General features: G+C 66.9%; 27 protein-coding genes. 16 read left to right on the forward strand and 11 right to left on the reverse strand.

Annotation, left to right across the window (positions count from 1 at the left end):
• The first annotated feature begins 8 nt into the window (after positions 1 to 8).
• From hflK to BLW48_RS17875, 6 genes are read left to right on the forward strand one after another with little or no spacing between them, the layout of a single operon-like run.
• A complete protein-coding gene (gene hflK, locus BLW48_RS17850; RefSeq protein ID WP_093052194.1) occupies positions 9 to 1,388 on the forward strand; it encodes an FtsH protease activity modulator HflK in 1,380 nt (459 codons plus the stop codon).
• A gap of 17 nt (positions 1,389 to 1,405) precedes the next feature.
• A complete protein-coding gene (gene hflC, locus BLW48_RS17855; RefSeq protein ID WP_093176659.1) occupies positions 1,406 to 2,305 on the forward strand; it encodes a protease modulator HflC in 900 nt (299 codons plus the stop codon).
• Between the two features lie 16 nt (positions 2,306 to 2,321).
• Positions 2,322 to 2,510, forward strand: a complete 189-nt coding sequence (locus BLW48_RS17860; RefSeq protein ID WP_081269108.1) for a DUF2065 domain-containing protein — start codon at positions 2,322 to 2,324, stop codon at positions 2,508 to 2,510.
• A gap of 56 nt (positions 2,511 to 2,566) precedes the next feature.
• Complete coding sequence (locus tag BLW48_RS17865) at positions 2,567 to 3,727, forward strand: ATP phosphoribosyltransferase regulatory subunit (protein WP_093176661.1); 1,161 nt, start codon at positions 2,567 to 2,569, stop codon at positions 3,725 to 3,727.
• Between the two features lie 23 nt (positions 3,728 to 3,750).
• Positions 3,751 to 5,082 (forward strand): adenylosuccinate synthase, encoded by a 1,332-nt coding sequence (locus BLW48_RS17870; protein ID WP_093078104.1) that lies wholly within the window; start codon positions 3,751 to 3,753, stop codon positions 5,080 to 5,082.
• Positions 5,083 to 5,099: 17 nt separating this feature from the next.
• Positions 5,100 to 5,624 carry a phosphoribosyltransferase gene (locus tag BLW48_RS17875; RefSeq protein WP_081269111.1) on the forward strand — a complete coding sequence of 175 codons (525 nt, stop codon included), beginning with the start codon at positions 5,100 to 5,102 and terminating at the stop codon, positions 5,622 to 5,624.
• 40 nt (positions 5,625 to 5,664) lie between these two features.
• Here the strand turns inward: BLW48_RS17875 and BLW48_RS17880 are convergent, their stop codons facing one another.
• Entirely contained in the window at positions 5,665 to 6,114 is a 450-nt protein-coding gene (locus tag BLW48_RS17880) for a VOC family protein (RefSeq protein ID WP_093052182.1), read from the reverse strand.
• A gap of 90 nt (positions 6,115 to 6,204) precedes the next feature.
• On the reverse strand, positions 6,205 to 7,053 hold the full coding sequence (locus BLW48_RS17885) for an AraC family transcriptional regulator (RefSeq protein WP_093176663.1): 849 nt from the start codon (positions 7,051 to 7,053) through the stop codon (positions 6,205 to 6,207).
• A gap of 89 nt (positions 7,054 to 7,142) precedes the next feature.
• Here BLW48_RS17885 and BLW48_RS17890 point away from each other — a divergent pair, with 89 nt between their 5' ends.
• Positions 7,143 to 8,336, forward strand: a complete 1,194-nt coding sequence (locus BLW48_RS17890; RefSeq protein ID WP_093176665.1) for a PLP-dependent transferase — start codon at positions 7,143 to 7,145, stop codon at positions 8,334 to 8,336.
• Positions 8,337 to 8,450: 114 nt separating this feature from the next.
• Entirely contained in the window at positions 8,451 to 8,654 is a 204-nt protein-coding gene (locus BLW48_RS17895; protein WP_093052173.1) for a hypothetical protein, read from the forward strand.
• 65 nt (positions 8,655 to 8,719) lie between these two features.
• Here BLW48_RS17895 and BLW48_RS17900 read toward each other — a convergent pair whose 3' ends face one another.
• Positions 8,720 to 9,364: an arylesterase gene (locus tag BLW48_RS17900; RefSeq protein ID WP_176928734.1), complete on the reverse strand. Its 645-nt coding sequence runs from the start codon at positions 9,362 to 9,364 to the stop codon at positions 8,720 to 8,722.
• A gap of 36 nt (positions 9,365 to 9,400) precedes the next feature.
• Here BLW48_RS17900 and BLW48_RS17905 point away from each other — a divergent pair, with 36 nt between their 5' ends.
• The 4 genes from BLW48_RS17905 to rlmB are packed head-to-tail and all read left to right on the forward strand — an operon-like array spanning position 9,401 to position 12,436.
• Positions 9,401 to 10,111, forward strand: coding sequence for an ABC transporter ATP-binding protein (locus BLW48_RS17905; RefSeq protein ID WP_093176666.1), 711 nt, complete (start codon positions 9,401 to 9,403; stop codon positions 10,109 to 10,111).
• A gap of 55 nt (positions 10,112 to 10,166) precedes the next feature.
• Complete coding sequence (locus BLW48_RS17910; RefSeq protein WP_093176668.1) at positions 10,167 to 10,658, forward strand: hypothetical protein; 492 nt, start codon at positions 10,167 to 10,169, stop codon at positions 10,656 to 10,658.
• A 4-nt stretch (positions 10,659 to 10,662) separates the two neighbouring features.
• Complete coding sequence (locus BLW48_RS17915) at positions 10,663 to 11,646, forward strand: inorganic phosphate transporter (RefSeq protein WP_093052157.1); 984 nt, start codon at positions 10,663 to 10,665, stop codon at positions 11,644 to 11,646.
• 43 nt (positions 11,647 to 11,689) lie between these two features.
• The gene (gene rlmB / locus BLW48_RS17920; RefSeq protein ID WP_007828317.1) at positions 11,690 to 12,436 is read left to right on the forward strand and encodes a 23S rRNA (guanosine(2251)-2'-O)-methyltransferase RlmB; all 747 of its coding nucleotides are present in this window, start codon (positions 11,690 to 11,692) and stop codon (positions 12,434 to 12,436) included.
• A gap of 12 nt (positions 12,437 to 12,448) precedes the next feature.
• On the opposite strand, the gene BLW48_RS17925 is transcribed toward rlmB, so the two are convergent.
• From BLW48_RS17925 to BLW48_RS17930, 3 genes are all read right to left on the reverse strand, one after another.
• Positions 12,449 to 13,645 carry an NAD(P)/FAD-dependent oxidoreductase gene (locus BLW48_RS17925; protein WP_093176670.1) on the reverse strand — a complete coding sequence of 399 codons (1,197 nt, stop codon included), beginning with the start codon at positions 13,643 to 13,645 and terminating at the stop codon, positions 12,449 to 12,451.
• A gap of 115 nt (positions 13,646 to 13,760) precedes the next feature.
• Positions 13,761 to 13,931, reverse strand: a complete 171-nt coding sequence (locus BLW48_RS35420) for a hypothetical protein (RefSeq protein ID WP_176928733.1) — start codon at positions 13,929 to 13,931, stop codon at positions 13,761 to 13,763.
• 110 nt (positions 13,932 to 14,041) lie between these two features.
• Positions 14,042 to 14,632 carry a helix-turn-helix domain-containing protein gene (locus tag BLW48_RS17930; RefSeq protein WP_093176672.1) on the reverse strand — a complete coding sequence of 197 codons (591 nt, stop codon included), beginning with the start codon at positions 14,630 to 14,632 and terminating at the stop codon, positions 14,042 to 14,044.
• A gap of 48 nt (positions 14,633 to 14,680) precedes the next feature.
• Between BLW48_RS17930 and BLW48_RS17935 the strand changes: the two genes are divergently transcribed.
• The gene (locus tag BLW48_RS17935) at positions 14,681 to 15,202 is read left to right on the forward strand and encodes a GNAT family N-acetyltransferase (RefSeq protein ID WP_093078113.1); all 522 of its coding nucleotides are present in this window, start codon (positions 14,681 to 14,683) and stop codon (positions 15,200 to 15,202) included.
• 3 nt (positions 15,203 to 15,205) lie between these two features.
• On the opposite strand, the gene BLW48_RS17940 is transcribed toward BLW48_RS17935, so the two are convergent.
• The 4 genes from BLW48_RS17940 to BLW48_RS17955 are packed head-to-tail and all read right to left on the reverse strand — an operon-like array spanning position 15,206 to position 17,872.
• Positions 15,206 to 15,682 (reverse strand): DUF3237 domain-containing protein, encoded by a 477-nt coding sequence (locus tag BLW48_RS17940; RefSeq protein ID WP_093176674.1) that lies wholly within the window; start codon positions 15,680 to 15,682, stop codon positions 15,206 to 15,208.
• A 13-nt stretch (positions 15,683 to 15,695) separates the two neighbouring features.
• Positions 15,696 to 16,667 (reverse strand): aldo/keto reductase, encoded by a 972-nt coding sequence (locus BLW48_RS17945; RefSeq protein WP_093176676.1) that lies wholly within the window; start codon positions 16,665 to 16,667, stop codon positions 15,696 to 15,698.
• Positions 16,668 to 16,706: 39 nt separating this feature from the next.
• Positions 16,707 to 17,306, reverse strand: a complete 600-nt coding sequence (locus BLW48_RS17950; protein WP_093176678.1) for a chromate transporter — start codon at positions 17,304 to 17,306, stop codon at positions 16,707 to 16,709.
• Positions 17,303 to 17,872, reverse strand: a complete 570-nt coding sequence (locus tag BLW48_RS17955; protein ID WP_093176679.1) for a chromate transporter — start codon at positions 17,870 to 17,872, stop codon at positions 17,303 to 17,305. The genes BLW48_RS17950 and BLW48_RS17955 overlap by 4 nt, the downstream gene beginning before the upstream one ends.
• A gap of 85 nt (positions 17,873 to 17,957) precedes the next feature.
• Here BLW48_RS17955 and BLW48_RS17960 point away from each other — a divergent pair, with 85 nt between their 5' ends.
• Positions 17,958 to 18,881 carry a YihY/virulence factor BrkB family protein gene (locus BLW48_RS17960; protein ID WP_093052133.1) on the forward strand — a complete coding sequence of 308 codons (924 nt, stop codon included), beginning with the start codon at positions 17,958 to 17,960 and terminating at the stop codon, positions 18,879 to 18,881.
• A gap of 8 nt (positions 18,882 to 18,889) precedes the next feature.
• Here the strand turns inward: BLW48_RS17960 and BLW48_RS17965 are convergent, their stop codons facing one another.
• Positions 18,890 to 19,441: a DUF924 family protein gene (locus tag BLW48_RS17965; RefSeq protein ID WP_093052130.1), complete on the reverse strand. Its 552-nt coding sequence runs from the start codon at positions 19,439 to 19,441 to the stop codon at positions 18,890 to 18,892.
• Between the two features lie 146 nt (positions 19,442 to 19,587).
• Between BLW48_RS17965 and BLW48_RS17970 the strand changes: the two genes are divergently transcribed.
• Positions 19,588 to 20,037 carry a CHRD domain-containing protein gene (locus BLW48_RS17970; protein ID WP_093052127.1) on the forward strand — a complete coding sequence of 150 codons (450 nt, stop codon included), beginning with the start codon at positions 19,588 to 19,590 and terminating at the stop codon, positions 20,035 to 20,037.
• Between the two features lie 64 nt (positions 20,038 to 20,101).
• Entirely contained in the window at positions 20,102 to 21,313 is a 1,212-nt protein-coding gene (locus tag BLW48_RS17975) for a patatin-like phospholipase family protein (protein ID WP_093052123.1), read from the forward strand.
• The last annotated feature ends 66 nt before the right edge of the window (positions 21,314 to 21,379 follow it).

The following is a 21,379-nucleotide window of genomic DNA, read 5'->3' on the forward strand; positions in this document are numbered from 1 at the left end:
TTCTGGGCATGTTCAACCTGAACGATGGCCGATGGGGGCGCGGCGACGAGCCGTCGTCCTCCAACGGCGACCGCCCGGCCGGCAACCGCCCCCCCGATGCCAATCCCCCCGGCGCACCGACGCCCCCGCCTCCGGGCAACAACAACAGCAACGACAACCGTCCCCGCGGACAAGGCCCCAACCAGGGCCCGCCTGACCTCGACGAACTCTGGCGCGACCTCAATCGCAAGCTCGGTGGCTTCTTCGGCGGCAAGGGTGGCGGCAACCGTCCCAACGGCGGCAGCAGCGGCGGTGGTGGCAACGGCTACAGGCCCGACATGAAAAACGCAGGATTCGGCCTCGGCCTCGTGGCCGCAGTGGCCGTCCTGATCTGGCTCGGCACCGGCTTCTTCATCGTGAACGAAGGCCAGCAGGCCGTCGTCACGCAGTTCGGCAGCTACAAGAGCACCGTGGGTGCAGGCTTCAACTGGCGCCTGCCGTACCCCATTCAGCGCCACGAAGTGGTGGTGACCACGCAGATCCGCTCCGCCGACGTGGGCCGCGATGCCATCGTGCGCTCCACCGGCCTGCGCGAATCGGCCATGCTGACCGAAGACGAGAACATCGTCGAAATCAAGTTCGCCGTGCAGTACCGCCTGAGCGACCCGCGCGCATGGCTCTACGAGAGCAAGTCGCCCGCCGACACCGTCGTGCAGGTGGCCGAAACCTCCGTGCGCGAGGTGGTAGGCAAGATGAAGATGGACGCCGCGCTGGCCGAAGAGCGCGACCAGATCGCACCGCGCGTGCGTGCGCTGATGCAGACCATCCTCGACCGCTACAAGATCGGCGTCGAAGTCGTCGGCATCAACCTGCAGCAGGGCGGCGTGCGTCCGCCCGAGCAGGTGCAGGCCGCGTTCGACGACGTGCTCAAGGCCGGCCAGGAGCGCGAGCGCACCAAGAACGATGCGCAGGCCTATGCCAACAACGTGGTACCGCTCGCCACTGGTACGGCTTCGCGCCTGAAGGAAGAGTCCGAAGCCTACAAGGCGCGGATCGTGGCGCAGGCCCAGGGTGATGCAGGCCGCTTCAGCGCGGTGCTGGCTGAATACCAGAAAGCCCCGCAGGTGACGCGCGACCGCATGTACACCGACGCCATGCAGCAGATCTACGCCAGCACGACCAAGGTGCTGGTCGACAGCAAGCAGGGCTCGAACCTGCTGTACCTGCCGCTCGACAAGCTCATGCAGATGAGCGGCAACAGCGGCGCCGCCGCGGCCACCCCGGTCGATGCGGCCAGTCCCAACGTTGCCGGCACCGCGCCGGCCCAGTCCTCGGTGATCCCGGTGGCCCCCGCGACGACCGATGTGCGTGGCCGCGATGGCCGCTCGCGTGACCGCGACGTGCGTTGAGAAAGGCCCGAAAGAATATGAACAGAATCGGATTCATCGCCACGTCGATCCTCGTGCTGCTCGTGCTGGCAAGCTCGACCCTCTTCGTGGTCGACCAGCGCCAGTTCGGCGTGGTCTATGCCCTCGGCCAGATCAAGCAGGTCATTACCGAGCCCGGCCTGAACTTCAAGCTGCCGCCGCCGTTCCAGAACGTGTCGTACATCGACAAGCGCCTGCTGACGCTGTCGAGCGTGGACACCGAGCCCATGCTCACCGCCGAGAAGCAGCGCGTGGTGATCGACTGGTACGTGCGCTGGCGCATCTCCGACCCGCAGGCCTACATCCGTAACGTCGGCCTCGACGAGAACGCCGGTGCAATGCAGCTCAACCGCGTGGTGCGCAATGCGTTCCAGGAGAACATCAACAAGCGCACCGTGCGCGACCTGATCTCGGTGCGCCGCGAAGCCCTCATGGCCGACGTGCAGCGCGAAGTGCTGTCGGTGGTGAAGGGTGCCAAGCCTTGGGGCGTGGACGTGGTCGACGTGCGCATCACGCGTGTCGACTACGTGGAAGCCATCACCGAATCGGTCTATCGCCGCATGGAAGCCGAGCGCAAGCGCGTGGCCAACGAGCTGCGTTCGACTGGTACGGCTGAAGGCGAAAAGATTCGCGCCGATGCCGATCGCCAACGCGAGGTGATCGTGGCGAACGCCTACCGCGACGCCCAGAAGATCAAGGGCGAGGGTGATGCCCAGGCCGCTTCCGCTTACAGCGAAGCCTTCGGCCGCGATCCGCAGTTTGCGCAGTTCTACCGAAGCCTCGATGCCTACAAGCAGAGCTTCAACAAGAAGAGCGACGTGATGGTGCTCGACCCATCGTCGGACTTCTTCCGCGCCATGCAAGGCTCGGGCTCGACCACCAACGCGCCTCGTCGTTGATTCTTCGCCAGGAGCCGTGAGCGCCGACACTTTCTGGAGCGCATTGGCGCTCGTCCTGGTGATCGAAGGCATCCTGCCTTTCGTCTCGCCGGGAGGGTGGCGGCGCGGCTTCGGGCAGCTCATGCAGCTGCGCGACGGCCAGCTTCGTTTCTTCGGACTTTGCAGCATCCTGCTGGGGTTGATACTGCTCTGGATCCTGGCCTAGTCTTGGGCTGGTCGCGGTCCCGGTAGAATCCCGGTTTAACCACGCCCCCGATCCCCATGTCCGCCTGGGTCCTCCCGGATCACATTGCCGATGTGCTGCCCTCCGAGGCGCGCCACATCGAAGAACTTCGACGCCAGCTGCTCGATACCGCCCGTGGCTATGGCTACGAGTTGGTGATGCCGCCGCTGCTCGAGCATCTCGAATCGCTGCTCTCGGGCACCGGCGAGGCGCTCGATCTCCAAACCTTCAAGCTTGTCGACCAGCTTTCCGGCCGCAGCATGGGCCTGCGTGCCGACACCACCCCCCAGGTGGCGCGCATCGATGCCCACCTGCTGAACCGTGACGGTGTTGCCCGCCTGTGCTATTGCGGTCCGGTGCTCCACACCCGGCCTGATCGCCCGCACGCCACCCGTGAGCCCCTGCAGTTCGGCGCCGAGATCTATGGCCATGCCGGTCTCGAAGCGGACATCGAAACCTTGCTGCTGGCGCTCGACTGCCTCGATGCCGCCGGCCTGCGCGACGGCGTGATCGTCGACTTGGCCGATGCTCGCATCGTGCGCGCCTTGTTCGCTGGCGTGCCGGTCGATGCGGCCGCGCTGGCCCGGGTGCATGCAGCGCTGGCCGCCAAGGACGCGAGTGAACTCGAATCGCTCACCAAGGATTTCCCCGCCGCCTCGCGCGAGGGGCTGCGTGCCCTCATCCAGCTGTACGGCGACGCGTCGGTGCTCGACGAGGCCGCCAAGGCCCTGAAAGGCACGCCCGCCGTGGGTGCTGCCCTGGCCGACCTGAAGCAGCTCGCCGCCGGTTTGCAGGGCGTGGCCGGTCGCCAGATCAGCTTCGACCTGGCCGACCTGCGCGGCTATGCGTATTACAGCGGCATGCGCTTCGGCATCTACGTGCCCGGCGCGGCCGATTCGCTGGTGCGCGGCGGCCGCTATGACGAAGTGGGGGCCGTGTTCGGCCGCAACCGTCCGGCGGTCGGCTTCAGCCTCGACGTGCGCGAACTGGTCGGCGTGCTGCCGGCCCGCCCGCTGCGCGCCGCCATCCGTGCACCTTGGAGCGACGCGGCCGGGCTGCGTCAGGCAATTGCCCAATTGCGCAAGGCCGGCGAAACGGTAGTCTGCGTGCTGCCGGGCCATGGCAGCGAAGTTGATGAATTCCACTGCGACCGCGAGCTCGTCGAGCAAGCTGGCCAGTGGACTGTCCGAGCGATCTGAATTTTTGAAGTAATGGAACGAGCATGAGCGTAACCACCGGAAGAAACGTGGTCGTCGTCGGCACCCAATGGGGCGACGAGGGCAAAGGCAAGCTGGTCGACTGGCTGACGGAAAGCGCCCAGGGCGTGGTCCGCTTCCAGGGCGGCCACAACGCGGGCCACACGCTGGTCATCAACGGTGTGAAAACCGCGTTGCACCTGATCCCGAGCGGCATCATGCGGCCCGGCGTCAAGTGCTACATCGGCAACGGCGTGGTGCTGTCGGCCGCCAAGCTGTTCGAGGAAATCGAAGGGCTGGAGAAGGCTGGCGTCGAGGTGCGTTCGCGCCTGCGCATCAGCGAGGCCTGCCCGCTGATCCTGCCGTTCCACGCCGCGCTGGACATCGCGCGCGAGGCCTACCGCGAAAAGGGCGGCATCGAAAAAATTGGCACCACCGGCCGCGGCATTGGCCCTGCCTACGAAGACAAGATCGCCCGCCGCGCCCTGCGCGTGCAGGACCTGAAGCACCCCGAGCGTTTCGCGGCCAAGCTGCGCGTGTTGCTCGACCTGCACAACCACGTGCTGACGCAGGTGCTGAGCGCCCCGGCCATCGACTTCGACGAAGTCTTCAACGAGGCCATGAGGCACGCCGAGCTGCTCAAGCCCATGATGGCCGACGTTTCGCGCGAGCTGAACGACGCGCACAGGAACGGCGCCAACCTGCTGTTCGAAGGCGCGCAGGGCACGCTGCTCGACGTCGACCACGGCACCTACCCGTACGTCACCTCCAGCAACTGCGTGGCCGGCAATGCCGCTGCCGGTTCGGGCGTGGGCCCGGGCATGCTGCATTACATCCTCGGCATCACCAAGGCCTACTGCACGCGCGTGGGCGGCGGTCCGTTCCCCACCGAACTCGACTGGGCCACGCCCGGCACCCCGGGCTACCACATGAGCACCGTGGGCGCCGAAAAGGGCGTGACCACTGGCCGCAGCCGCCGTTGCGGCTGGTTCGACGCCGCGCTGCTCAAGCGCTCGGCGCAGGTCAACGGCCTGTCGGGCCTGTGCATCACCAAGCTCGACGTGCTGGACGGCCTCGAAAAGCTCGAGCTGTGCACCGGCTACGAACTCGACGGCGAAATCACCGACATCCTGCCGATGGGCGCTGACGAGATCGAGCGCTGCACGCCGATCTACGAGACCCTCGAAGGCTGGAGCGAAAGCACCGTCGGCGTCACGCAATACGACAAGCTGCCGATCAATGCGCGCCTGTACCTGCAGCGCATCGAGCAGGTCACTGGCGTGCCGATCCACATGGTGTCGACCAGCCCCGACCGCGACCACACGATCATGATGCGCCACCCCTACCTGGCCGACTGAAGAGGAAAAGAAGAACCATGTTGACCGAAGACGGCAAGCATCTCTACGTCAGCTACGACGAGTACCACAACCTGATCGAAAAGCTCGCGATCAAGGTGCATCAGTCGGGCTGGCAGTTCGACACCATCCTGTGCCTGGCGCGCGGCGGCATGCGCCCTGGCGACGTGCTCTCGCGCATCTTCGACAAGCCGCTGGCGATCATGTCGACCAGCTCGTACCGCGCCGACGCCGGCACGGTGCAGGGCCACCTCGACATCGCCCGCTTCATCACCACGCCCAAGGGCGAGATTGCCGGCCGCGTGCTGCTGGTGGACGACCTGGCCGACTCGGGCCACACGCTGCATGCCGTGATGGACATGCTGCGCAACAACTACCCGCCCATCACCGAGCTGCGCAGCGCGGTGATCTGGACCAAGGCGCTGTCGACCTTCACGCCCGACTACCAGGTGGAATTCCTTGCCACCAACCCGTGGATCCACCAGCCCTTCGAAGGCTACGACTCCATGGGCGCCGAGAAGCTGATCGAGAAGTGGTCGGTCTGATCCATCGGCCGACCCTTCGGCAATAAGCAGCGCTGCCGGCTCACCCGGCGTCGCTGAGCATCGCGGTATAGCGCCGCTGCATTTCTTCCGGCGTCAGCTTCTCGATGCTGTGCCCCACGTTCCAGCGATGGCCGAATGGGTCGTGAAAGACGCCGGAACGTTCCCCATAAAACTGATCCTGCGGCGCCATGTTCAACGTGGCGCCCGCGGCGACCGCGCGCGCCACCACCGCGTCGGCATCGTCCACGTGCAGGTGCAACGTGACGGCCGTGCCGCCCAGCGTCTTTGCGCTGTGGATGTTGAATTCGGCAAATTCGTCCGAGATCATCAGGATCGCGCCATTGTTGAAGTCCAGCTCCGCATGGCCGATGCGACCGCTCGGCTCGGTCAGGCGAAAGATTTCCTTCACTTCGAAGACCTTGCAATAGAACTCGATGGCTGCGCCGGCATCGTGGACGCAGAGGTACGGAAACAGTTCGTGGATGGCCATGCTCTTGTCCAGTCGGGTTGATGAGACGGCTGCGATTCTGGCGACCGTTGCTTTTCAGGTCTTGAACAAATTTGACCTGCGGGCTCGTAGTCAGATTCGCACATGCCGGGACGATGCTGGCGCTGCCCGCCGGTACGCCTGCGGCGACATGCCGGCGATGGCCAGGAAATCGCGGTTGAAGTGCGCCTGGTCGCTGTAGCCGGCCTGCAGCGCCAGATCGACCCAGGGCTGGGTGGGGTCCATGGCGAACTGCCCGATCACGCGGTCGAAGCGCAGCATGCGCGCGTACTGCTTGGGCGCCAGGCCAGTCATGCCGCGGAACAGAGCGATGAAGCGCCGGTGGCTGTAGCCGCTTTGCTTCACCAGTTCGCGGATGGCGCCGGCCTGCGCATCGTCGTCACGGGCGCTCGCGCTTGCCATGCTGGCCAGTGCCTGCGCCACCGCAGGATGCAGTCCGTGCATGGCGGAGGCGGCGAGGCGTGCGCCCAGCAGGGCATCGGCGATCGCTAGTTGCCGCGCCAGCGAGTCGGTGCCGTGGAGCTGCTCTAGCGCGAAGTCTGCGTCCACGCCCCAGAGCGCATCCAGCGGGGTGTGGCGGTCGGCCAGCGCGTCCTCGGGTACACCGAGCAGCGCCTTGGCCGCGCCCGGCTGCAGCATGGCGCCGACCGAGCGCGTTTGCACCGACACGTCGCGCACGAAAAACGCCGAGCGGGCTCCGCCCACCATGGCATGGCCCACCGTGAAGCCCCGCGCATCGGCATCGTCCTGGAACAGGCGCAAGGGCGGCCCCGAAAGCCGGAACACGAGGTGCATGCCACCCGTGGGCAGCACGTGTTCGCGCGCGCCCGGCTGTCCCTCGTGCGGCTCATCGGGCGCGGAGGCCCACAGGAGCCGCACAAAGGGCCGCAGATGAGGGGAGGGTGGTCGGGTCAGCTGCATGACGCGGGAAGTGTCTGCCGAGCCGCCACGCGGCGCAATCACCCCGCCCGCGAAATCCCCGGATGCGGCGCTCGCGCTAGCATCGCTCCATGAGCAAGCCTTCCACGACCCTGATCCACCACCCCTACGTTCCGCCAGCCACCTTCGCCGCGCCGCAGCCCGGCGTGTTCAAGGCATCGACCGTGTTCTTCGCCGACGTGGCCGCCATGCGCGCGCGCGACTGGCGCACCAAGGCCGGCTACACCTACGGCCTGCACGGCACGCCCACCACCTTCACGCTCGAAGAGCGCCTGGCCACGCTCGAAGGCGGCACCGAATGCCTGCTCGTGCCCAGCGGGCTTGCGGCCATCTCGCTGGTGTCATTCGCCTTCCTCAAGACCGGCGACGAGGTGCTGATCCCCGACAACGCCTACGGCCCCAACAAGGCGCTGGCCACCGGCGAACTGGCGAATTTCGGCATTACCCATCGCATGTACGACGCGATGAATCCGGCCGACCTCGCGGCCAAGCTGTCGGACCGCACGCGGCTGGTCTGGGTCGAGGCGGCGGGTTCGGTGACGATGGAGTTTCCCGACCTGCCTGCGCTCGTGAACGTTTGCCGCGCGCGCGGCGTGATGACCGCGCTCGACAACACCTGGGGCGCGGGCCTGGCCTTTGCGCCTTTCGATTTCAACGACAGCGGGCAGGGCGTCGACATCTCGGTGCACGCGCTCACCAAGTACCCGAGCGGCGGCGGCGACGTGCTCATGGGCAGCGTGATCACGCGCGACGAGCGGCTGCACCGCGCGCTCAAGCTCACGCACATGCGCATGGGCTTCGGCATCGGCGTGGGCGACGTAGAGACGCTGCTGCGCTCGCTGCCCAGCATCGCGTTGCGCTATGCCGCTCACGACCGCGCGGCGCGCGAGTTGGCCGGCTGGCTCAACGGCTGCGACGAGATCGCGCAGGTGCTGCACCCCGCGCTCGAAGACTCGCCCGGGCACGTGCACTGGCGCGCGCTGTGCGGCGAGACCGACCTGGCCGCAGGCCTGTTCTCGGTGGTGTTCGACGAGCGCTACAGCACCGAGCAGGTCGACCGCTTCTGCGACAGCCTGCAGCTGTTCCGCCTCGGCTATTCGTGGGGCGGTCCCATCAGCCTGGTGGTGCCGTACGACATCGGCCTGATGCGCGATGCCTCCGTGGCACGCTGGCCTTACAAGGGCACGCTCGTTCGTTTTTCGATCGGCCTCGAAGACGTGGAGGACCTGCGCGCCGACTTGCAGCAGGCGCTGGCGCGGATGTAAAAAATCGCTTCTCACTCTCTGGGAGCGTCAGTGGGTACCGTCTTGGGACTGCACCGTTATCGCTTACAGTAGGCCACGCGCAGTCACCCTGACTGCCTCGCCCAAGGAGAAGCAGTGGCAACACCCAATTACGGCTACGAGAAGCGCCAGAAAGAGCTGGCCAAGAAGAAGAAGAAGGAAGAAAAGCTCCGGGAAAAGGCGAACCGCAAACTCAATCCGAGCAGCGACGGCTTGGCCCCCGGAGATCCGGAAACCGATGTGGCCTCGCTCGAACGCGATCCACCCACGGTGCCCGAGTTGCCCACCAAGAACGGTTGATCCGCTCCTGGCGTACCCATCAAGAAGCCGCCGCAGGCCCGCGCCTGCGGCGGCTTTTTTCTTGATTATTTCGGCAGCAGCTTGCGCAGCTCGGGCCAGACGTTGTCCAGCAGTTGCGGCTGCGCCGCGGCCGTCGGGTGGATGCGGTCGGCCTGGAACAGCGAGAGCGCGTCAGGCGCATCGGCCACGCCCTTGAGCAGGAAGGGTACGAGCGCGGACTTGGTCGCGCCCGCCACCTTGGAGAACACCGCCTCGAAGCGCCGCGTGTAGTCGCCGCCGTAGTTCGGCGGCACCTGGATGCCGACGATCAGCACCTTCGCGCCCGCGGCCTGCGCGGCCTTGGTGATCTGCATCAGGTTGCTTTCGGTGTCGGAGAGCGGCAGGCCGCGCAGCGCGTCGTTGGCGCCGAGCTCCAGCACCACGTGGCTGGGCTTGTGCTGCGCCAGCAGCGAAGCAAGGCGCGAGCGCCCGCCGGAGCTGGTGTCGCCGCTTATGCTGGCGTTGACCACGGTGGCCGCGATCTTCTGCTGCGCAAGCCTTTTTTCCAGCAAGGGTACCCAGCCTTCGCCGCGCTTGAGGCCGTACTCTGCGCTCAGCGAATCGCCGAGCACCAGGATCACCGGCTTGCCAGCCATCGGTACTTGGGCCTGAGCCTGGGCCTGCGCCGCGGTCGTCCATAGCCCCGCGCTGCCGAGCGCGGCGGTGGTCAAGATAAAGTCACGTCGATTCAAAACCAAAGCCTTTCCATGTCCCAACCCCCGTCTGATGCAATTGTCGCCGTCGAGCATGTCTTCAAGTCCGTCACCGATTCGGCCGGCACGCTGGACATTCTGCAGGACATCGATTTCACCCTCGGCGCGCGGGAAACCGCAGCCATCGTCGGCGCCTCGGGCTCCGGCAAGAGCACGCTGCTGTCGATCATCGCGGGGCTGGACACGCCCACGAGCGGCACGGTGCGCATCGCCGGCGAAGACATCTTCGCCATCGACGAGGATGAGCGCGCCGCCGTGCGCGCGCAGCGCGTGGGCTTTGTGTTCCAGAGCTTTCAACTGCTCGGCAACCTGAGCGCGCTCGAAAACGTGATGCTGCCGCTGGAGCTGGCCAACCGCAAGGATGCGCGCAAGGCTGCCACCGAAATGCTCGGCCGCGTTGGCCTCGGCCAGCGGCTCGGGCACTACCCCAAGGTGCTCTCGGGCGGCGAGCAGCAGCGCGTGGCGCTGGCCCGCGCCTTCGTGGTGCAACCGGCGCTGCTGCTGGCCGATGAGCCCACCGGCAGCCTCGACTTCGCCACCGGCGAGCAGGTGATGCGGCTGATGTTCGACCTCAATCGCGAACTCGGCACCACGCTCGTGCTCGTCACCCACGACCGGGGCATCGCGGCCCGATGCGAGCGACGCATCACCATCGAGGCCGGTCGTGTCGCACTTAATGAAAAAGTGGCTCTGGCGCCCGCCTGACAAGCGCAATAAGCTATTAAACATAAGTAAATAGCCAGCCACACAGGAGATATTCATGGAGGAGCTTCCGCCCGACGCCGTCCTGGCGCTGCAGCGCGGCAGGATGATCGAGGCCATCAAGATCGTGCGCGCCCGCACGGGCGTGGACCTCAAGTCGGCCAAGGACGCTGTCGATCGCTACGCCGACAGGCTGGAGCGGGGGGAAGGCGAAGCCAGCGGACGCGGTGCGCCTGCCGCCGCCATGCAGGACCGCGGCTTCGCCTCCATGCCCTCCATCGCACTCGCAGCCCTGGCGCAGGGCAACAAGATCGAGGCCATCCGCCTCACGCGCGAAGCCACGGGCCTGAGCCTGTCCGCGGCCAAGCGGCTGGTCGACAACCATGACGATCCGGCGCTCGGAAGTTTCAGCCCCCTGACCCAGCACATGCCCCGCCGCCAGATGGACGAACCGGGCCGCGTGCATGGCGACGGCTACAAATGGCTGCCGGCGTTGATCATCGTGCTGGCGGCGGTCATGGCCTGGTTGTTGATTGCCGGAAAGGCTTGAGTCGATGATCGTTCCCCAGTTCTGGGCCGAAGGCCGTATCCAGGAGAGCGTGGCCGGCAAGCAGTTCACCGTGCGCCGCTTCGGCTGGTCCGACGAGAGCCCGCTGGCCGCGCAGGCGCACGCCGACCAGCGCACGCGCGATGCCTTCGATCGCATCGTCCACAAGGGCGAGAAGCTCGAGCGCCGCGAACGCAAGATGCCCTACAACGGCGCCGACGGCATGCCGATCCGCGAGGAAATCGTCGAGCGCCAGGGCGACACTGTCATCACGCGCAACACCTACGGCGCGCGCTGCCTCAACACGCCCGACGTGCTGTTCGTCGACATCGACTTCGAGGAGCCCTTGCGCGGCAGCGTGTTCGGCTTTGCGCTGGTGCCGGCGCTGATCGCCGGGGTGGTCGGCGGCTGGGCCGCCAAGACCTGGCTGGGCGGGCTGATCGCGGGCATCGTGGTCTTCGTCGTGGCATGGGTCATCGGCCAGCGCAAGAAGCGCGGCGAGCACAGCGGCAACCCCGCGCCTGAGAAGCGGGCGGCCGAGCGCATCGGGCGCTTCATGCAGCAGCACCCCGACTGGCACCTGCGCATCTACCGCACGCCCGCGGGCTTCCGGGTGCTGGCGATGCACGATGTCTTCGATCCGACCGACACCGCGGTGGCCGACTGCTTTCATGCAATGGGCGTCGACAAGGTCTACGCACGCATGTGCCGCAACCAGAAATGCTTTCGTGCCCGGGTGAGCGCCAAACCCTGGCGCATCGGCATCGGCGAACACATGCGGCCCCAGCCGGGCATATGGCCGGTGTCGCCCGAGAAGCTGCCTGCGCGCGACGCCTGGATCGCGCGCTACGAAAAGGCAGCTGAGGGTCACGCGGCCTGCCAGTACCTGGAGAGCGTGGGCAACGGTGCGAAGGTGCACCCGAGCGCGCTGGCGGTGCAGGAACTGCACGACGAGCGCACCCGCGCGCTCAGTGGTTTGCCGATCGCCTGACCACGCGAAATGGCCAGGTCCCGGGGGTAGGGATAATCCAGGGATGTCTTCCCCCAAAGTGATCTTCGGCTTCCATGCCGTAGGCGTGCGCATCAAGACCGCGCCTAAATCGGTGCTCGAAGTGATGTTCGACGCCAGCCGGCGCGATGCGCGCATGAAACAGTTCATCGCGCGTGCGCAGGAGGCCGGTGTGCGGCTGGTCGAGGCTGACGGCCTGCGGCTGTCCAAGCTCAGCGGCAGCCACGGCCATCAGGGCGTGGTGGCACGGGTCGAACCCGTGGCCCAGGTCCGCTCGCTCGACGAACTGCTCGAGGGCCTCGAAGAGGCCGGCACCGTGCCCCTGTTGCTGGTGCTCGACGGCGTGACCGACCCGCACAACCTCGGCGCCTGCCTGCGCGTGGCCGACGGCGCCGGCGCGCATGCGGTCATCGCCCCCAAGGACCACGCGGCCGGCATCAACGCCACCGTGGCCAAGGTGGCGAGCGGCGCGGCCGAGACGGTGCCGTACTTCATGGTCACCAACCTCGCGCGCACCCTGAACGAACTCAAGGAACGCAACATCTGGTGCGTGGGCACCAGCGACGACGCGCCGGGCACCATCTACCAGAGCGACTTCAAGCGCCCCCTGGCGCTGGTGCTGGGCGCCGAAGGCGAAGGCATGCGGCAGCTCACGCGCAAGACCTGCGACGAGCTGGTGAGCATTCCGATGGCCGGTGCGGTCGAGAGCCTGAATGTCTCGGTGGCCAGTGGCGTGTGCCTCTACGAGGCGATGCGCCAGCGCGGCGCCTGAGCGCCGTCTCTTTTAGCTTTTGGGCAGCGATCCACCCTTGCGGTGGAAGTAGATGAGCTCCGCCACCCGCCGCATCTGCGGCGTGCCCAGCAGGTGGTTGAACATCCAGTCGCTCTGGAAATGGTCGAAGGCCCAGCGCAGCGCGCGCTTGAGCCGGAAGCCCGGGTAGCCACGAACGAACCACGTGGCCGGGTCGCCGGCCTCGCCGCGCACGAAGCGCGCTACGGCCTCGCCCGCGCGCTCCCCGTGCAGCAGCGCTGTGTGGATACCGCCGGCAGTCACCGGCGACACCATGCCCGCCGCATCGCCCACCAGCAGGGCCCGCTCGCGCGCCACCACCGGCAGCACGCCGCCGCACGGGATCATTCCCGCGCGCACCGCGACCGGCGGGGCGTCGCCGGGCGTGACCACCGAGGCAATCTTGCGCAGCAGCGGATCGAGCTTCAGTGCGCCCGCGCTGTCGTGCACCATGCGGCGCGCCAGCCCGATCTGGCTCACGCCGACCCCGTCGAGCGCCCAGCCGATATAGCCTGGCGCGAGCTTGCGGTCGATGAAGCAATGCAGCAGGCCGGGCGCCATACGCGCGCCCTGGTACTCGTGCTCGATGCCGTAGAGGAAGCGCGTGTTGCGCGACAGGCCCAGGGCCTTGGCAACGCGCGAGTGGGGGCCGTCAGCGCCCACGAGGTAGGTGGCCGTGATGCAGGGCCCTTGCGTCACCGGCACTTCCCACCGGCCGTTGAGCCACAGCGCCTGCTCGAACAGCGTGCCCAGCCGCACGTCGACGCCGCTGGCGCGGGCCGAGCCGACCATCCAGTCGAGCAGGGCGGGCGCGTCGGTGGCCCAGAACCAGTAGCCCGGCGCATGCAGGTCGACATGGCGCATGTTGGGCGCATAGAGCCGCACGCCTTCGATGCGGCGCACTAGCGCGGGTGGCACTTCGGCCAGCCACGGCACGCTGTCGACCGCGTCCTTGACGATGATGCCGGTGGTGTGCAGCTTGGCGCCGGCACTGCTCTTCTTCTCCAGCACCATCACGCTGAGACCTGCAAGGGCCGCGGCCCGGGCACAGGCCAGGCCCGCGAAGCTCGCGCCCACGACGAGAAGGTCGACCTTGATGTTGCCGGGGCTTGCTGCCGGAGCCGGGGCCGGCTGGGGCGCTGCGCAGGATGAGGAGGCGAGGGGAGAAAAGAAGCTGGAAGAAGTGTGCATGGGGCAGCCAACTGGATTCGTTGCGCACCGCGGTCTGCGGTGCGCATGCGAAGTTAGCTACGCCATGTGCGTGCGGCGTGAAGCCTGTGTGAACCTGGTGGATGCACCCGGCCGGTCAGGACGGATCCTTGCCACGCGTGCGGCTCACCGCGCTGAAGATGCCGATCCCCAGCAGGATCACCGCCCCGATGCCGATGTAGAGCGTCGGCACGCCGGCGACGGAGGCGCCCCAGATGAGGCCGCCCAGGAAGATCACGAAACCGATCATGTAGAGCGCGAATGACATCGTCGTTCCTCTGGAAGCTGAGATGCCTTGCAGTATCCCGAGGGGTGGCAGGCGCCACACAGGCGTCGACCGCCAGTGCGTGTCGGAGCTTGCCTACCCTGCGCGTACGGCTACTCCGGGCTTGCCGCCAGCAGATAGCGGCAGGCGGTGCGCCCCAGCGCCTTGAAGACCAGCGGCCGGTCTACGCCGAAGTCGAGGCAGTCGCCCGGTGCGAGTTCGAAGCGCTCGTCGCCGTAGTCCACCCGCAACGCGCCTTCGAGCATCCACAGGCATTGCCGGTAGGGCTTGCCGCTCCAGCGCGGGTAGTCGACCTGCGCCGAGCGCGGCAGCTCGACCTCGACCAACTCGACGCCGCCGCCCGCATGACGCTCGGCGACCTGGCGCCGCAGGTAGCCGGCCTTCGGGTCGCGCCAGATTTCTTGCTCGGCGCGCGTGCGCAGGCGCTGTGGCTGCTCTTTCTCTTCCGTCAGGAGCTGCGCCAGCGGCACCCCGAGCCCGGCGGCCAGCCGGCCCAGCAGCACGGCCGTGGGGCTGCTCTGCGCACGCTCCACCTTGGAAATCATGGCCTTGCTCACGCCCGAACGCTCAGCCAGCTCCGCGAGGCTCAGTGCTTGCGCCTGCCTCAGCGCCAGCAGCCGGGTGGCGATGAGCATGTCGATGTTCTGGCCGGGCGTGTCGGCGGGAGATGAATCGTTTCTCATATGAGATTATTATTCTCCTATATTGAACGAAATTTCCACGAGGACACCATGCGTCTCATCCCCTGCACAGAAGAAGCGCACTCCGCCGCGATCCTGGCCATCCTCAACGAGGCCATCGTCACTTCTACCGCGCTGTACGACTACAAGCCGCGCACGCCAGAGAACATGGTCGCGTGGTTTGCCACCAAGCGCGCCAACGGCTTTCCCGTGATAGGTGCCGTGGACGATGCCGGCAAGCTGCTGGGTTTCGCGAGCTACGGCACGTTCCGCGCCTTTCCTGCCTACAAGTACACGGTGGAACACTCGGTCTACGTCGACAGCGCGCACCGCGGCGAGGGCCTGGGCCGCACGCTGATGGAAGCGATCATTGCCGAGGCCATCGCGCGCGACGTGCATGTGATGGTCGGCGCCATCGATGCAGCCAACGCCGGCAGCATCGCGCTGCACGAGCGCCTGGGCTTCGAGCATTCGGGCACGGTGCGGCAGGCCGGTTTCAAGTTCGGCCGCTGGCTCGACGTGGCCTTCTACCAGCGCATTCTTGCGACGCCGATGAATCCCGTCGACGGTTAGCAGCTAGATCAGCGCAAAGAAGCGCATCACCACCTCGGCCGGGTGGCGCACACCGGCGCCGACGAACATGCGCTCGTTGATCCATTTCAGCGAAGGCGAGGCGGTCTCGAAGCGCGGGCTGCAGCGGAAGTACACCTGCGACGGATCGACCGGCTCGCCGCGCAGCAGCTTGCCCATGACCTCGGGCGAGGCCGAACGCACTGCATGGTTCTGCACGTAGACGAGGTCACCCGCATCGGTCTCAAGGCCATAGCGCGCGTCGAGTTCGGAAAGCGTGTCGCTCACTATCAGCTGAAAGTCGCTGCCGCCCGGCAGCACGCGCGCCCGCCAGCCGTGGCCGATGGCTTCGCCGCCCGTGATCGGCACCACGCGGCGCAGCCCGCGCGGGCTGTTGCCCAGCACCTGCGGCACGCCCACCTCGACGCGCAGGTCGACGAAGTGCTCGAGCGCGGGCGCTGCGATGGTGTCGAACACGCTCATCGCCGGGAGCCGCTCAGGCAGCGGGTTTTGCTTCAGCGCTGGCGCGGTCGAGCATCTCGATGGTGCCCGCGTCGAGCTTCAGCTGCGTCGCGACCACGAGCTCTTCGAGCTGCGCGATGGAGGTGGCGCTGGCAATGGGCGCCGTCACGCCCGGCCGCGCGATCTGCCAGGCGATGGCGACCTGGCCCGGCTTGGCGTTGTACTGCTGGGCCACCTTGTCGAGTGCGTCGAGGATGCGCAGGCCGCGCTCGTTGAGGTACTTCTTCGTGGTGTTGGCGCCGCGCGCGCTCTTGGCGGCATCGGCCTCGGTGCGGTACTTGCCCGTGAGGAAGCCGGCGGCCAGAGCGTAGAAGTTGATCACGCCCACTTCGCGCTTGATGCACAGCGGCTCCAGCGCATCTTCGAATACGGCGCGGTCGTACAGGTTGTACAGCGGCTGCAGGCTTTCATAGCGGGCGATGCCCAGGCGTTCCGACACGTCGAGCGCCTCGGCCAGCCGCGGCGCGCTGTAGTTCGAGGCGCCGATGGCGCGCACCTTGCCTTCCTTGATCAGGTCGTCGAAGGCGCCGAGCGATTCTTCGAGAGGCGTGCCGGCATCGTCGTCGTGCGACTGGTAGAGGTCGATGTAATCCGTCTGCAGGCGCTTGAGCGAGGCCTCGACGGCTTCGCGGATGTACTTGGGTGCCAGGCCCACCTTGCCTTCGCCCATCGGCTTGCCGACCTTGGTGGCCAGCACCACGCGGTTGCGCTTGCCGCTGTGCTTGAGCCACTTGCCGATGATCGTCTCCGACTCGCCGCCGGTGTGGCCCGGCACCCATGCCGAATACACGTCCGCGGTGTCCACGAAGTTGAAGCCCGCGTCCAGCCAGGCATCGAGCAGCTTGAACGACGCCGCTTCGTCGACGGTCCAGCCGAACACGTTGCCGCCGAAGGCGAGCGGGGAAACCAGGAGGCCGGAGCGGCCGAGCGGGCGGAGTTGCGACATGTCGAGTGTTCCTGAAGAAGAAAGGGATGAGACGAAGGATCAGACGAAGCCCACGGCGCCCAGCGCCGCCCCGGCGCCGAGCAGCCAGAGCAGATGAATGCGCGTGCGCCAGACAATAAGGGCGGAAACGCCGGTCAGCAGCCACAGGTGCCAGGCAGGCGCATTGCCGGCATGGTTTCCCGCAGCCAGCACCCAGCCGGTGGCAATCAGCAGGCCCACCACCACGGGCGCCATGCCCTGCTTGAAGGCGCGCACCTCTCGGCGCGTGCGGTTGCGGTGGCCCCAGCGCGTGGCGAAGTAGGTGAGGGTGGTACTCGGCAGCATGATGCCGACCATCGTGAGCATCAGCCCGAAGAAGCCGAGCAGCCAGGCCGAGGGCCCGGCGCTGATGCCGCCGCCCGCGTTGAGCCCGACGTTCCAGCCCATCAGCGCCACGAACAGCACGTTGGGGCCGGGCGCGGCCTGCGCGATGGCGATGGAGGAGCTGAACTGCGCGTCGGTGAGCCAGCTGTGCTGGACCACGAGGTAGCGGTGCATGTCGGGCACCGTGGTGATGGCGCCGCTGATCGACAGCAGCGACAGCAGCGCGTATTGACCGAACAGGGCCAGCCAGTCGTGCCATTGCATCGTGATGGTCATGGCGCGATCTTCTTCCAGGTCCACACGCAGGCGACGCCGCCGACCGCCAGCAGCACCCATCCGAGCGGGATCTTGAACACCGCAATGGCCACGAACACCAGCGCCATGAAGGAGAGGCAGGTTGCAAAGCCCAGCGGATGCTTGCGCAGCTGCGGCACCAGCTTGATGCCGGTCGCGGCAATCAGTCCGCCCGACACCGCGCCCATGCCGCGCAGCGCGGCTGCCACCTGCGGGTTGCCGGCGAAGTGCGCATACAGCACGGCCAGCGCAAGGATGACAACCAGCGGAATGGTCAACATGCCCGCCAGGGCGGCGAGCGCGCCGCGCAAGCCGAAGTAGCGGTCGCCGATCATCAGCGCGAGGTTGATCACGTTGGGCCCCGGCATCACCTGCGCCACGGCCCAGTCTTCGAGGAACTGCTCGGGCGTGAGCCATTTCTTCTTCTCGACCATCTCGCGCTGGACGATGGCGAGCACACCGCCGAAGCCCTGCAACGCGAGCCAGGTGAATGAAACAAAAAGGTCGCGTGGCGACTGGGGCTGGGCAGCGGGGGGAGACGGGTGCATGTGGAGCGATTATCGTAGGCACGCTTTCAACATGCCGGGCGCCGGATCGACATGGCGCCGGGCGATTCCACAGGGACACTTCAGCATGGTCAAGCAACTGCGCGCACTCTTCGATCTCTGCCAGCGGGCCTTCAACTCCTGGTCGAACGATTACGCCCCGAGCATGGGCGCCGCGCTGGCCTACTACACAGTGTTCTCCATTGCACCGCTGCTGCTGATCGTGATTGCGGTGGCCGGCCTGGTCTTCGGGCAGGAGGCCGCGCGCGGCGAGATCTTCGCGCAGCTCTCGGGCCTGATGGGCGAGCAGGGTGCGGCGGCGGTGCAGGGCATGCTGAAGGCCGTCAACAAGCCGGCCGAAGGTATCGTCGCCACGGTGATCGGCATCGGGCTGCTGGTGCTGGGCGCCACCACCGTCTTCGGCGAACTGCAGGACGCGCTCGACCGCATCTGGCGCGCGCCGGCCCGCGCCAAGAACAAGGGGCTGTTCAACATGCTGCGCGTGCGGATGCTGTCGTTCAGCATGATCATGGGCATCGGCTTTTTGCTGATGGTGTCGCTGGTGGCGAGCGCCGCGCTTGCGGCCCTGGGCAAGTGGTGGTCGCCGGTGTTCGGAGCGTGGGAGACAACGGCGCAGGCCGTCAACTTCGTCTTCAGCTTCGCGATGGTGACGGCGATCTTCGCGATGATCTACAAGATCATGCCGCGCGCCAAGGTGCAGTGGCGCGACGTGTGGGTGGGGGCGGCCGTCACGGCGCTGCTCTTCACCGTGGGCAAGCACCTGATCGGGCTGTACATCGGCAAGAGCAGCGTGGCCTCGGGCTACGGGGCGGCGGGCTCGCTGGTGGTGGTGCTGGTGTGGGTTTACTACTCGGCGCAGATCTTCCTGCTGGGGGCCGAGTTCACCTGGGTCTATGCGCGTACCTACGGCTCGATGAAGGACACGAAGGGCATCGCCGACCTGAACCCGTCGCCGACGCGCAACGTGCCGCTGCCACACAACGACACCTGAGCCTCGCTTCAGCCGGCGAAGCCGCCTTCGTCGAGGTACTTCTGCTCTTCCGCCGTGGTGCTGCGCCCCATCATCCTGTTGCGGTGCGGAAAGCGGCCGAAGCGCGCAATGATGTCCCGGTGCAGCACCGCGTAGCGCTGCGTATTGGCGTCGAGCGCCGCGTTGAGTTCGACCGAGCGCTCCTGCTCGGCCAGCACTTCGGAATGCATGAAGGGCAGGTAGAAGAAACGTCGCAGCACCGGTTCGCACTGCAGGTCGAAGCCTGATTCGACTGCCTGCTTCGCCACGGCCAGCGCCTTGCCGTCGGTGGCCAGCATGTGCGGGCTGCCGCGCCAGGTGTTGCGGGGAAACTGGTCGAACAGCACCAGCAAGGCCAGGGCGCCTTCGGCGTCGGATGTCCAGTGGTCGAGCTCGCCGCGGGCTGCGGCCTGATGGGCATGCGAAAAGCGGGCGGCGAATTCGGCGTCGAAGGCGTCGTTCTTGGCAAACCAGCGGTCCGGGCCGGCTTCGCGCCAGAAATCGACCACGTCGCGGGCGGTGGGGAGGGCGTTGAAAGTCATCGTTGCATTTTCTTTCAGCCTTTCAGCCCTTTTTCAGCCCTTTATCAGCCGTTGGGCGGCCGTCAAAGTCGGGGTGGTGGCCGACAAGCCAAGCCCGCCGTGCTGCCTATGCTGTGGAGGCTTTCATAACTCAGGAGATCAAGCTCATGACCAAATATGGCACCCTTTTGCGCGCAGCCCTCATCACCGGGGTGGCCAGTGCCGCGCTGGTCGGCTGCGGAATGATGTCGAAGTCGAACGTCGCGAGCTTCAGCGGCGCGATGAACGCAGCCAGCGAAGTCCCGCCCAACATGACGCGCGGCAGCGGCATGGCCGAGGCCTGGCTCGACCGCGACACCAACGTGCTCAAGTACAAGATCACCTACACCGGCCTGAGCGGCCCGGCCACCATGGCGCACTTCCACGGCCCGGCCGCCGCGGGCGCCAATGCGGGCGTGGTGCTGCCCTTTGCCAACCCGGCGAGCCCGATCGAAGGCCAGGCCACGCTCACGCCGGCACAGGCCGCCGACCTGTCCGCGGGCAAGTGGTACGCCAACGTGCACACCGCCGCCAACCCGGGCGGCGAGATCCGCGGACAGATGCTGCCGAAGATGTGACATCGTCCCGGGGGCAACAACCCCTGGTCAGGTTGGTGTCGCGGGGCTGGTGTCAAATGAACGCATGACGACGACACCACCGAAGAAGAAACCCCGTGCCGCCTCCTCCAAGCCCCTCAACCCTTTTGCTTCGCGCCGCGAAGACATGCGCACCGCCCGCAAGGCGCTGGTGCTGCAGGGTGGGGGCGCGCTCGGCGCCTACCAGGCCGGCGTGTATGCGGCGCTCAGCGAAACCGAGCTGCAGCCGCACTGGATTGCCGGCGTCTCCATCGGCGCCATCAACGCGGCACTGATTGCGGGCAATGCACCGGAAACGCGCGTCGACCGGCTGCGCGAGTTCTGGCACCTTGTGTCTTCGGGCCCCTCGCAGCGCCTGCCTTCTTGGCTGGGCGACCGGGCCCTGCAGAACCAGTACAGCGCCACCATGGCCTCGCTGGTGGGCATTCCGGGCTTCTTCGAGCCGCGGTACTCGCCGGCCTTCCTGATGGGTGGCGCGGCGCCGCTGCTGAGCTATTACGACACCTCCGCGCTCAAGTCCACTCTGGAGCGCCTCGTCGACTTCGACCGCATCAATGCCTGCGAGGCGCGCTTCAGCGTGGGTGCGGTCAATGTGCGCACCGGCAACTCGGTGTACTTCGACAACACGCGCCAGCTCATCGGGCCCGAGCACATCATGGCCAGCGGCGCGCTGCCGCCGGGCTTCGCGCCAATCAGCATCGATGGCGACGACTACTGGGACGGCGGCATCGTGTCGAACACGCCGCTGCAGTACGTGCTCGACACGCATCCGCGCAGCGAGCCGCTGGTGGTGCTGCAGGTCGACCTGTTCAATGCGCGCGGCGAGATGCCGCGCACCATGGCGGGCGTGATGGAGCGGCAGAAGGACATCACCTACTCGAGCCGCACCCGCATGAACACCGATGCGCTGGCCGCCAACATGAACCTGCAGCAGGCGATTGCCGACCTGATCTCCAAGCTGCCGGCAGGCCTGCGCAACGACCCGAGCGTGCTCGCGGTGCAGTCGCAGCTCACGCACGAGCCCATAGACATCTTCCACCTGATCTACCGCGACAAGCCCTACGAGTTGGAGTCCAAGGACTACGAGTTCTCGCGCGCCGCCGTTGAAGAGCACTGGGATTCGGGCGCGCGCGACATGCGCAACACGCTGGCCCACCCTGAGACGCTGCGCGCCGATGCAACCGTCAACGGTGTGACCACTTTCGACCTTGGCGAGCACGGCTCGGGGCGCGTCAAGCGGCCGGGCCTGTCGCGCTGACACGGGCGATTCAGTTCCAACTAAGAAACCAGCGCGAGACTGGGCCGTCACTTCAACAGGAGGAAA

It is taken from the genome of Variovorax sp. YR266 (assembly GCF_900107295.1).
GTDB lineage: Bacteria > Pseudomonadota > Gammaproteobacteria > Burkholderiales > Burkholderiaceae_C > Variovorax.